General features: G+C 70.5%; 11 protein-coding genes. 3 read left to right on the top strand and 8 right to left on the bottom strand.

The window, feature by feature from the left end:
- Positions 1-53 precede the first annotated feature (53 nt).
- Positions 54-707 carry a L,D-transpeptidase gene (locus FE811_RS15615; RefSeq protein WP_036758186.1) on the bottom strand — a complete coding sequence of 218 codons (654 nt, stop codon included), beginning with the start codon at positions 705-707 and terminating at the stop codon, positions 54-56.
- Positions 708-936: 229 nt separating this feature from the next.
- On the opposite strand from FE811_RS15615, the gene FE811_RS15610 reads away from it, so the two are divergent.
- The gene (locus FE811_RS15610; RefSeq protein WP_036758184.1) at positions 937-1,500 is read left to right on the top strand and encodes a CAP domain-containing protein; all 564 of its coding nucleotides are present in this window, start codon (positions 937-939) and stop codon (positions 1,498-1,500) included.
- Positions 1,501-2,008: 508 nt separating this feature from the next.
- Here FE811_RS15610 and FE811_RS15605 read toward each other — a convergent pair.
- From FE811_RS15605 to FE811_RS15575, 7 genes are all read right to left on the bottom strand, one after another.
- Positions 2,009-2,287: a hypothetical protein gene (locus tag FE811_RS15605; RefSeq protein ID WP_116223114.1), complete on the bottom strand. Its 279-nt coding sequence runs from the start codon at positions 2,285-2,287 to the stop codon at positions 2,009-2,011.
- 296 nt (positions 2,288-2,583) lie between these two features.
- Complete coding sequence (locus tag FE811_RS15600; RefSeq protein ID WP_036758180.1) at positions 2,584-3,099, bottom strand: murein L,D-transpeptidase family protein; 516 nt, start codon at positions 3,097-3,099, stop codon at positions 2,584-2,586.
- Between the two features lie 65 nt (positions 3,100-3,164).
- Positions 3,165-4,385 carry a class I SAM-dependent RNA methyltransferase gene (locus FE811_RS15595; protein WP_116223113.1) on the bottom strand — a complete coding sequence of 407 codons (1,221 nt, stop codon included), beginning with the start codon at positions 4,383-4,385 and terminating at the stop codon, positions 3,165-3,167.
- Positions 4,382-6,232, bottom strand: coding sequence for an ABC transporter ATP-binding protein (locus FE811_RS15590; protein ID WP_036758176.1), 1,851 nt, complete (start codon positions 6,230-6,232; stop codon positions 4,382-4,384). The genes FE811_RS15595 and FE811_RS15590 overlap by 4 nt, the downstream gene beginning before the upstream one ends.
- Positions 6,232-7,398 carry a CCA tRNA nucleotidyltransferase gene (locus FE811_RS15585; RefSeq protein WP_116223112.1) on the bottom strand — a complete coding sequence of 389 codons (1,167 nt, stop codon included), beginning with the start codon at positions 7,396-7,398 and terminating at the stop codon, positions 6,232-6,234. The genes FE811_RS15590 and FE811_RS15585 overlap by 1 nt, the downstream gene beginning before the upstream one ends.
- Complete coding sequence (locus tag FE811_RS15580; RefSeq protein ID WP_116223111.1) at positions 7,395-7,979, bottom strand: CoA pyrophosphatase; 585 nt, start codon at positions 7,977-7,979, stop codon at positions 7,395-7,397. The genes FE811_RS15585 and FE811_RS15580 overlap by 4 nt, the downstream gene beginning before the upstream one ends.
- A complete protein-coding gene (locus FE811_RS15575) occupies positions 7,979-9,001 on the bottom strand; it encodes an Hsp33 family molecular chaperone HslO (protein WP_036758171.1) in 1,023 nt (340 codons plus the stop codon). Before FE811_RS15575 ends, FE811_RS15580 begins: the two co-directional genes overlap by 1 nt.
- Positions 9,002-9,223: 222 nt before the next feature.
- On the opposite strand from FE811_RS15575, the gene rpe reads away from it, so the two are divergent.
- Together rpe and FE811_RS15565 are read left to right on the top strand one after the other, a co-directional pair.
- Complete coding sequence (gene rpe, locus FE811_RS15570; RefSeq protein WP_116223110.1) at positions 9,224-9,916, top strand: ribulose-phosphate 3-epimerase; 693 nt, start codon at positions 9,224-9,226, stop codon at positions 9,914-9,916.
- On the top strand, positions 9,913-11,112 hold the full coding sequence (locus FE811_RS15565) for a 3-deoxy-D-manno-octulosonic acid transferase (RefSeq protein ID WP_072461141.1): 1,200 nt from the start codon (positions 9,913-9,915) through the stop codon (positions 11,110-11,112). Before rpe ends, FE811_RS15565 begins: the two co-directional genes overlap by 4 nt.
- The last annotated feature ends 12 nt before the right edge of the window (positions 11,113-11,124 follow it).

Genomic DNA, 11,124 nt, shown 5'->3' with positions numbered 1-11,124 from the left:
GAAACGAAAAAGGGGCCTCGCGGCCCCCTTGCTGTCGTTCCTGTTCGGCCGGGTCAGATCAGCAGAACCTGGGTGCCGATCTTGGTCAGGTCGTAGAGCTGCTTGATATGCTCGTTGTAAAGGCCGATGCAGCCGTTCGAGGACTTGCGGCCGATCTTGCGCGTGTCATGCGTGCCGTGGATGCGGTAATACTGCCAGCTCAGCCACAGCGCATGGGTGCCCAGCGGGTTGTCCGGCCCCGGCGGCACGAAATCCGGCCATTCGGGGTTGCGCTTCTTCATCTCGGGGGTGGGCGCCCAGCTGGGGCCCTCGACCTTCTTGATGATCTCGGTGCGGCCGGTGCGGGTCAGGTCGGCGCTGACCGGGACAGAGGTCGGGAACAGCTTGTAGACCGACTGGTCCTCGGACCAGTAATGCAGCGCGCGCGAGGTCAGGTCGACCAGGATCGCGCCATTGGTCAGGCTGCTGAAATAGGGCTGCCAGTCCTGCATGCGGAAGCTGGAGATGTTGCGGCGCGAATCCTGCGCGGCGTCGTATTGCACCATGCCCGCATCCGGGGTGGCGCCGCCCGCCGTGCCCTGCAGGGGCTGGCCGGTATAGGGGTCGAAGGATTGCGCAATGGCCGGGGCCGCCAGCCCTGCCGCGCCCATCGCCACCGAGGCGGTCAGAAATTTCCGGCGCGAGACCGGTTTCTTCGGCGTGATCATGTGTCGCTCCTGATATGTGACGGACCGCTTCCTGCGGCCTTCTCTGCCCGAATGTGCGAAAGAGGTCTTGCTGGAACGGGGATTTACGCCCGCCGCAGGCGCCTTGCAATTCAAACAAGCGTCATTGTCGCAACACAGTCGCAGCCTGTTGCGCTCACGCAATCTTGGGTTTGAAGCGGCGGTTGCGCTTTTGTATGGCTGGCGCAAACATCCTTGGGGACAGGACATCATGCTGAAACTTTCCACCCTGGCGCTTGTGTCGGTGCTGGCGCTCGCGGCCTGCCAGCAGCCTCAGCCGCAACTAGGCCCCGACGGGCAGCCGCTGCCGACGGCCTATCGCATCACCCCGCGCGAAGAGGCGCAGATCCCCGGCCGCGTCCTGGGCCAGATCAACGCGCTGCGCGCCAATGTCGCGGCCCCCGCCATGATGCAGAGCCCCGCGCTGGATGCGGCCGCCAAGGTCCATGCCCGCGACATGGCGGCGCAGAACCGGGCCTGGCATTTCGGCTCGGACGGCTCTTCGCCGCTCGAGCGGGTGCGGCGCCAGGGCTACATGGGCCATCTGGTCGGCGAGAACATCTCCGAGACCTACGAGAACGAGATCACCACCCTGAACGCCTGGATGCAGACCCGCGACACCCGCGACGTGATCATGGACCCGCGCGCCACGGAATTCGGCATCGGCTGGTATCAGGAGCCTTCGGGCAAGATCTGGTGGGTGCTGATCACCGGCGGCGCGGCCGGCGCGCCGGTGGCCATGGCCGGCGGCTTTGCCCCCGGCGCCGGCATCTGACCGCGCGGCGCGGCCCTCTGCGGGCCGCGTCATGTCCGCCCGGCCTGCAAGCGGCGCCCGGTCAGGGCCATTGCCGCCCCGCGCCCCGTCGGCGGCGTATGCTGGTTCGCGAAGAGGGCCGGAGCATGATGCGGCATTCGGTGCCGGGTTCCGCCTTTCCGCCCGGCCTGCAAGCGGCGCCCGGTCAGGGCCATTGCCGCCCCGCGCCCCGTCGGTGGCGCATGCCGGTTCGCGAAGAGGGCCGGAGCATGATGCGGCATCCGGTGCCAGCTGCCGTCATGTCCGCCCGGCCTGCAAGCGGCGCCCGGTCAGGGCCATTGCCGCGCCGCGCCCCGTCGGTGGCGCATGCCGGTTCACGAAGAGAGCCGGAGCAAGGATGCGGCATCCAGTGCCAGATGCCGTCATGTCCGGCCGGCCGAGGCTGGCCGGAAAATGCCGTCGTGGGACCGATCCTGCAGGGCGCAGCACGTTGGCCGCTTCGGTCCGCCGGACCCCGCGCCCCGGATCGTTATTTGAAGGTAATCTCGTATTCGCCTGCCTCGAAGGCCAGCATTTCGACGTATTTCATCTCGTCGGTGTCCTCGAAGACATAGACATAGACGGTGTCGTTCAGAAGCGTGGCGCGGCAGAAGACCTCCTTGGCCGTCACGCGGGCGGGACAGGTCTCGAGGTCGATGTGGTTCACCGAAGGCTCGAATGCTTCATAGCCGAAATCCTGGGCCTGGGCACCGGCGCCGGCGCCGGCGAAGGTGGCGGCCAGAAGGGCGGGGGCAAGTAGCGATCTCATGGATGATCTCCGCGAATAGGTGAAGAAGCGACTGATAATACCCAAGTGATTCAGTCAATTTTTACCTACAGGCAGGCATCGCCCTTGTGCAACTCGTTATTTTGCCGCGAAGCCTCGGTTCACCCGACCCGCCCGCCCGGCCGGATCGCCCTGCCGGTGCAGGCGGCGCGAAGACCACGGGCGTTGTTCATGGCCGATGCGTCAGCCGCGCCGGCCGGGGCTTGCCGCCTTCCCGGCCTTCGGACATGGCAAGGCCCCGCGCTGATGCGCGGGGCCTGTCTCGTCCTCGGGCGGCGTCAGGGATAGATGAAGATCGGCACGCCCGGCCGCAGCATGGTGAAGATCTCCTCGATCTCCTGGTCGGTGACGGCGATGCAGCCGGCGGTCCAGTCCGGCCGGTTCAGCGCCCGCCCTTCGGGGCCGAGGCCGTGGATGAAGATGTCGCCGCCCGGCCGCTGGCCGCGCGCCGCCGCATTGGCCACGTCCTGCGCCGAAGGATAGGAGATGCCGACCGACAGGTGGTAACGGCTGCGCGGGTTGAAGCGGTCGATGAAATACAGGCCCTCGGGCGTGCGGCCGTCGCCTTCGAATTGCTTGTGGCCAAACGGCTGGTTGCCCAGGTCGATCTTGTAGCTTTTGACGACCTCCTTGCCGCTGACCAGATACATCTTGCGATCGGCCTTCTTGACCACGATCTGCGTGATCGGCGGCCCCTGATAGGTCTTGCTGGGTTGCAGGCTGTCGCCCCCGCCGCAGCTTGCCAAAACGGCTACTGCGACAACCGCGAAAAATGCGCGTATTGCCCGAATCATCACTACCCTCTGTGTGCGCTATGCGCTTCGTTTTGTTATGAAATACCACAGAGATTAAAATTTCGCTAGCGTCGGCGAAACTCCGCCACGGTCTCGACATGCGGCGACCAGCGGAATTGGTCGACCACGAACAGCCGGCACAACCCATAGCCTCCCTCGGCGAGAATCCGCGCATCCCTTGCGAAAGTGACGGGGTCGCAGCTGACCCAGGCGAGCCGCGGCACCTGCGCGCGGGCGATCTCGCGCGCCTGCGCCTCGGCCCCGGCGCGGGGCGGATCGATCACGATTGCGTCATAGGCCAGCTCGTCGGGCATCAGCGGGCGGCGCGCCAGGTCGCGAATCTCGGTCGTGATTCGGCGCAGGCCCGGTGCCTGCCGGGCGGCGGCATCCAGTGCCTGCAACGGCGCGGCCAACCCCTCGACGGCATGGACCTCGGCCGTCTCGGACAGGGGCAGCGAGAAGGTGCCGCAGCCCGCGAACAGGTCCAGCACCCGCCCGGCGTTCCCCACCATGCCGCGCACGGCGGCCAGCAGCGCGGCCTCGCCCTCGGCGGTGGCTTGCAGGAATGCGCCCGGCGGCGGCACCACCCGCGCCCGGCCCATGGCCAGCGCCGGCGGGCGGCGGGTGATCGCCTGCCCGTCCCAGCCCAGCCGCGCCAGGTCGCCCTGGTCGGCCAGCGTCGCGAGGGCCTGGAACAGCGCCGGCTCCATCGGCTTGCCGCCGGAGACGGCCAGGTCCAGCCCCGCCGGAGTCTCGGTCACGGTCAGCGACAGCTCGGCCGAACGCGAGGCGCCGGCCGTCACCAGCTGCCGCAGCATCGGCAGCGCGGACTGGATCGCCGGCCGCAGCACATGGCAATCGGCGATGTCCACGATCACGTCCGAGGCGCGGGCGTGAAAGCCCACGAGCGCGCCCTTCTTCGTGCGCCGCCCCGACAGCACCGCCCGCCGGCGCGAGCGCGGCGGCGAGACATGCACCCCCGCGACCGGCGCCGAAAGCCCCTGCGCCCGCAACGCCTCGGCCACCACGCCGACCTTCCATGCCTTCACGAAATCGTCCGAGCCATGCATCAGCGAACAGCCGCCGCAGGCGCGGTAATGCTGGCAGGGCGGGCGCACCCGCTCGGCCGAAGGCGTCACGATGCGCGGGGCGGCGATGCGGCCGGCCTCGGCCTCGCCCTCGATCTGTTCGCCGGGCAGCACCAGTGCGGCCAGCGCGCGCCGATCGCCGCTGATGGCGACGCCGTCGCCCTTGCGGCCCAGCCGCTCGACGGTCCAGAGTGTCACTCGGCGGCCTCCGCCGCATCGTCCTCGGTGCCCAGGAAGCCGCCCGACTGGCGGTTCCAGTAGCGCGCATAGGTGCCGTCCAGCGCCAGCAGCTCGGCATGAGCGCCCTGTTCGACGATGCGCCCGGCCTCCAGCACGACGATGCGGTCCAGCTCGGCGATGGTCGAGAGCCGGTGGGCGATGGCCAGCACCGTCTTGCCCCGCATGGCGCGGTGCAGCGCGTCCTGGACCTGCGCCTCGACCTCGCTGTCGAGCGCCGAGGTCGCCTCGTCCAGGACCAGGATCGGCGCGTCCTTCAGCAGCGCGCGGGCCAATGCGATGCGCTGGCGCTGGCCGCCAGACAGCTTGACGCCGCGTTCGCCCAGATGCGCGTCATAGCCGGTGCGGCCCATGTGGTCGCGCAGCTTCAGGATGAACTCATGCGCCTCGGCGGCCGTGGCGGCGGCGACGATTTCCTCCTCGGTCGCATCGGGGCGGCCATACAGGATGTTCTCGCGCGCCGAGCGGTTGAACATCGCGGTTTCCTGCGTGACCATGGCGATGTTGCGGCGCAGGCTTTCCTGCGTCACCGCGCGCACGTCGTGGCCGTCCACCCGCACCGCGCCGCTTTCCACGTCGTAGAGCCGCAAAAGCAGCGAGACCATGGTCGATTTCCCCGCCCCCGAGGCGCCGACGATGCCCAGCTTTTCGCCGGGCGCGACATGCAGGTCCAGGTCGCTGATGCCGCCTTCACCGCGGCCATAGGCGAAATCCACATGGTCGAAGTCGATCCGCCCCGCGACCCGGCCCAGGGCGATGGCGTCGGGCGCATCGGTCAGGGCATGGGGCGGGGCCAGGGTCTTCATGCCGTCCTCGACCTCGCCGATGCTGCCCCAGACCCCCATCAGCGCCATGCTGACCCAGCCGGTCATCTGCGCCAGCCGCATGGCGATGGCGCCGGCGGCGGCGATGTCGCCCGCCGTGGCCATGCCCTGCCGCCACAACAGGATGGTGCCGCCGACCAGGATCACCGGCAGCGCGCCGGCGATGGTCATCAGCGACAGGCGAAACCAGGTGCTGACCCGGCCGAAGTCCAGCGCGCGTTCGCGGAAACCGGCCATGGCGCCAAGCGCGGCGCGGTCCTCGTGCTCGGCATGGGCGAAAAGCTTGACGGTCTTGATGTTGGTGATCGTGTCCACGACCTGCCCCGTGACCATGGCCCGCGCCGAGGCCCGGCTGGCCGAGCGCGTGCGGATGCGCGGCAGGAAGAAGCGGATCAGCAGCACGTATGAGCCCAGCCAGACCATCAGCGCCAGCGCGCCCCAGCCGTCGACCGAGACCAGGAAGGCGGCAGAGCCGATCACCGAGGCCAGGGCAAAGGCCACCACGTTGACGAATTCGGTCGCCACGTCGGTCACGGCGCGGGCGGTCTGCATCTGCTTTTGCGCGATGCGGCCGGCAAAGTCGTTGTCAAAGAAGGTCACTGCATGGCCCATGGTCCAGCGATGCAGCCGCGACAGCACCAGCGGCAGGATGTTCGGCCCGATGATGACGCTGGAGCTGGCGGTGGAAAGCCCGAAGATCGCCGGGCGGATCAGCAGGAAGAAGGCGGCAAAGCCCAGGATCAGCCCGCCCTGGTCCGCCCAGATCCGATCCGCGGGGGTCGAGACCACCGCATCCACCACCCAGCCCAGCAGCACGGCCGAGACCACGTCGGCGATGCCCCCCAGCGCCGAGGCCACCGCCGCCAGCGTCAGCCCCGGCCAGGCGCCCGACAGGCACCAGCGGAAGAATGCCAGCAGGCTGCGCGGCGGCGGACCCTCGGCCGGGCGGAAGGCGTCGATCATGCGGGCGAAGAAATCATGCATCAGGCGCGGGCCTCTTGTTGCAGGGCGATCCGCAGCAGCGCCTCGGGCGGCAGGGTGAAATCGCTTTCGACAAAGGCGTCCTCGGCCCGGCGCAGCGCCTCGCCCAGGGCGGGGCCGGACAGTTCGGGCATCAGGTCGCGGGCGGTCAGCGGGAATTTCGCCGCGGCGCCGCGCGCCAGTTCGTGGCACCAGCCAAAGGCCGGCCGGTCGCCGCGGGCGGCACGGATCAGCACCGATTGCGCGGCGTTCGCGCGGCCCAGGCGATAGGCGGCGGCCGGCGCGGGCATGGCCAGCGCCTGCGCGATCCGGTCCTGGGTGCGGGCCTCGTCCCGCGACAGGCGCAGCGCCTCGGCCGGGTTCGGCGCGCCCAAGAGCGCCAGCCGGCGCGGCCAGCAGGGCAGGGCGCCGGTGCCATATTCCCGCTCGACCTCGACCAGGTCGGGCAGGTCGCTGGCATCCGCACCGGGCAGGACCAGCGGCAGCACGCCCGCCTCGGCCATCAGCGCCATGGCGGGGGAAGGGTCGGGGGCGTCGAGCAGCTTGCGCATCTCGTGGCCGATGCGTTCCTTCGAGATGCCGGCAAGCCCCTGGCGCAATTCGCGGCAGGCGGCCAGCGCGTGCAGGTCGGCCTCGCGCCCATACCAGGCCAGCAGGCGAAAGAAGCGCAGGATGCGCAGATAGTCCTCGGCGATGCGCGCGCGCGGGTCGCCGACGAAGCGCAGCCGACGCGCGGCCAGGTCGGGCAGGCCGCCCACCGGGTCCAGCACCTCGCCCGAGGCGGTGGCGTAAAGCGCGTTCATGGTGAAGTCGCGGCGCTGCGCGTCATCCTCGATGCGGTCGGAATAGGCCACGACGGCGCGGCGGCCATCCGTTTCCACGTCGCGGCGGAAACTGGTGACTTCGAAGCCGCGGCCATCGGCGATGATGGTGACGGTGCCATGCTCGATGCCGGTGGGCACACTGCGCAGGCCCGCCGCCTCGGCCAGCCGCACGGTCTCTTCGGGCCGGGCCGAGGTCGAGATGTCCACATCCGCCACCGGCTCGCCCAGAAGCGCGTTTCGGACCGCGCCGCCGACGATCAGCGCCTGCGCGCCCTGGGCCGCCAGCGCGGCCAGTACCTGCCCCAGGGCCGGGTCGTCGAGGAAGGGCGCGGTCAGCCGGGTCATCGGGCAATCCTTGTCGCAAGGGAATGCAGAACGCGGGCGGTGGCGCCCCAGATATAATAGGGGCCCCAGGGGGCGACGTAATAGTCGCGCCGCACCCCGCGCCAGATCCGGCCCTCGACATGGTAGTTCGCCGGGTCGGATACATGGGCGAAGGGGACGGTGAACACCTCCTCGACCTCGCCCATCTCGGGGACGGGGGTGAAGGGACCGTGGACCAGCGCCAGCACCGGGGTCATGGCAAAGCCGGTGATGGTGCGATGCGCCGGCATGGTGCCCAGCACCTCGACGCGGGCCGGGTCGAGGCCCACCTCCTCATGCGCCTCGCGCAGCGCGGCGGCGATCTCGTCGGCATCGCCGGGATCGACCTTGCCGCCGGGCAGGGCGATCTGGCCGGGATGGTGGCGCAGACTGCTGGCGCGCTTGGTCAGGATCAGCCGCCCGTCCACCGCGTCGAAGGCGGCCAGCACGCCGGCCGGGCGCAGCGCCACCTCGCCCGGCGGGGCGCCGCCGAAGTCGAAATCCGACGAGGGCCCCGTCGTTCCCGACAGGGCCCGCGTCAATGTCTCGCGGATCGTTCCCATCAAAGCGCGGCCCGGCTTTCCCCCGCCCCGCCCTTGGGCAGGGGGTTGCCCTCGGCGTCGATCACCGCCTCGAAGCCCAGGCTTTTCGGGTCGAATTCGTAATGCGCGCCGCAGAACTGGCAATCGGCGGTGACGATGCCGTCGTCATTGGTCATGTGGCCGATGTCCTTGGCCGAATAGATCGACAGCGTGCTGCGCACCCGCTCGGCATTGCAGGAGCAGCCGAAGACCAGCGGCTGCGCGGCGAAGGCGGTCGGCTCTTCCTCGTGGAACAGGCGGAAGACCAGGTTGGGCAGCGGCAGGGCCGGGTCGACCAGCTCCATCGCCTCGACCGTGGCCATCAGCGTGGTGGCGCGGTTCCAGTCCTCGGATTGCGCGCCTTGCAGGATGTCGGCGGATTGCAGGTCGCCCTCGGGCCCGGCATGGCTGCCGGCCGGCAGGGTCTGCAGCATGATGCCGCCGGCGCGCCAATGGTCCTGGTGCTGGCCGGGCAGGCGTGCGCGGCCCACCGTCAGCTCGAACCGGGTCGGCAGCTGCTCGGACTGTTCGAAATAGGTCTGGGCGCAGCTGGCAAGCGAGCCGCCGGCCAGCGGGGTCAGGCCCTGGTAGGGGGTCGTGCCCTCGCCCTGGTCGATCAGCACCGCGAAATAGCCCTGGCCCAGCTGGTCGAAGCCGGGCAGGCCGTCTTGCAGGCGCTCGGCGTCGAAGCTGGCCCAGGCGCGCATGCGGGCGGGGGCGCCCTCGGTCTCGGGGGCGTAGTAGTCGGTCGCGATGGTGCGGATGGCGCCGTTGCCGCGCACCTGCAGCGAGAGCTTCCAGCGCAGCTTGATGGTCTGGCCGATCAGCGCGGCCAGGGTGGTGAGTTCCGCCACCATGGCGCTGACCGGGACCGGGTAGTCGTGGCGCGACAGGATGTGTTCGAGCAGGGGCCCGAGGCGCGCGACGCGGCCGCGCATGTCCGAGCGCTCCAGCTGGAAGGGCAGCATGCTGTCGTCCCAGGAAATTTCCTTCGTTTCGGTCATCACAAGTCCTTCGGAATAGGGATGCGCGGGGGCCGGCTGCGGCCTGGCGCCTTGGCCCCAATATAGGCCATGCGGCGGAAAGCCCAAGGGGGAAGCCGGGGGCTTCGCGCCCCCGGACCCCCGCGGGGTATTTGGAAAACGGAGAAATGCGACCTTCAGGCCTGTTGACGGCCGGCCGGCCGGGACGATAACCGGGACCAGGGGCATTGCAGGGAGCCAGACATGACGTTCGACCGCCGCATCAAGATCGCGCCTTCCATCCTTTCCGCGGATTTCGCCAATTTCGGCCAGGAATGCCGCGCCGTCGAGGACCAGGGCGCCGACTGGGTCCATGTCGATGTGATGGACGGGCATTTCGTGCCGAACCTGACCTTCGGCCCCGCCATGTGCAAGGCGATCCGGCCGCATATCCGCGGCGTGATGGACGTGCACCTGATGATCGCCCCGGTCGATCCCTATATCGAGGCCTTCGCCGAGGCGGGCAGCGACATCATCACCGCCCATGTCGAGGCCGGGGCGCATGTCCACCGCACGCTTCAGGCCATTCGCGGCACCGGCGCCAGGGCCGGGCTGGCGCTGAACCCCGGCACCCCGGCGCAAGCCGCGCGGCCGCTGCTGGACGATGTCGACCTGATCTGCGTGATGACGGTGAACCCCGGCTTCGGCGGGCAGAAGTTCATCCACAGCCAGGTCGAGAAGGTGCGCGAATTGCGCGCCATGATCGGCGACCGCCCGGTGCATATCGAGATCGACGGCGGCGTCGATCCCGTGACCGCGCCGCTGGTCGCGGCGGCTGGGGCGGATGTGCTGGTCGCCGGCTCGGCCGTGTTCCGCGGCGGTTCGGTGTCGAACAGCGCGCCCTATGGCGAGAACATCCGTGCCATCCGCGAGGCTGCCGAGGCCGCCCTGCGTTGATCTGGCGCGGCGCCACGGCGCTGGCCGGCGGGGCGCTGGGCCTGGCCGCGCCGCTGGCCGGGGCGGATTGGCGCGAGCGGCTGGCGCTGTCCGGCCCTGAGGCCGCGCCGGGCGGGATCTGGCTGCATGCGGCCAGCGTGGGCGAGCTGAACTCGGTTCAGGTGCTGGCCGAGGCGCTGGCGCGGGACTTTCCCCTGGTGGTGACGACCAACAGCCTGACCGGGCGCGCGCTGGCGCGGCGGCTGGGTTATCCTTGCGCGCTGGCGCCGCTGGACGTGCCGCAGGCCGTCGGGCGCTTTCTGGACCGGCTGCGGCCCGCGGTGCTGGTCACGGTCGAGAACGAGCTTTGGCCCAACCGTTCGGCCATGGCGGCAGCGCGGGGCGTGGCGCAGGTGGTGGTGGGCGCGCGCATCTCGGCTCGCTCGGCGGCGCGCTGGGGCCGGCTGCCGGGGCTGATCGGGCCGATGCTGGCCCGCATCGACGCGCTGTCGGCGCAGGATGCGGACAGCGAGGCGCGGCTTCTGGCGCTGGGGCTGCGGGCGGGCGCGCTGACGCCGCGGCTGAACCTGAAGCTGCTGGCCCCCGCCCAGGTCGAGCCGGGCGAGGACGGGCCGGAGCGCGCGCGCACCGTGCTGGCGGCCTCGACCCATGAGGGCGAGGATGCGCCGATGCTGGACGCCTGGGCCGCGGCGCGCGCGGCGGTGCCGGACCTGCGGCTGATCCTGGCGCCGCGCCATCCCCGGCGCGGCGATGCGGTGGCGGCGCTGATCGCGGCGCGTGGCCTGGATTTCGTCCGCCGCAGCCAGGGCGGCGGGCTTGGCGCGCCGGTGCTGCTGGCCGATACGCTGGGCGAGATGGCGGCATGGTATCGCGCCGCCGGCATCTGCATCACCGGCGGCTCCTTTGCCGATCACGGCGGCCATACGCCATGGGAGCCGGCGGCCTGGCGCTGTGCCATCCTGCACGGGCCGCATGTCGCCAACCATGCCGGCGACTATGCCGACCTGGCGGCGGCGGGCGCGGCGCGGGGCTGCACGGCCGAGGCGCTGCCGCAGCTGCTGGCCGCCCTGGCGCAGGACGGCGCGGGCCAGCGCCGCATGGGCGAGGCGGCGCGGGCGCTGCTTTTGGCGCGGGCCGGCGATCCCGCCACGCTGGTCGCGCGGATCAAGGCGCTGGCGCGGCGCGGCCTTGCATAAGCCCTTGCCCGG

This window comes from Paracoccus sp. FO-3 (assembly GCF_006386455.1).
Taxonomy (GTDB): Bacteria; Pseudomonadota; Alphaproteobacteria; order Rhodobacterales; family Rhodobacteraceae; genus Paracoccus; species Paracoccus versutus.
Note: the sequence above shows the minus strand (reverse complement) of the source record. Positions and strands in the feature narration are given on the sequence as shown.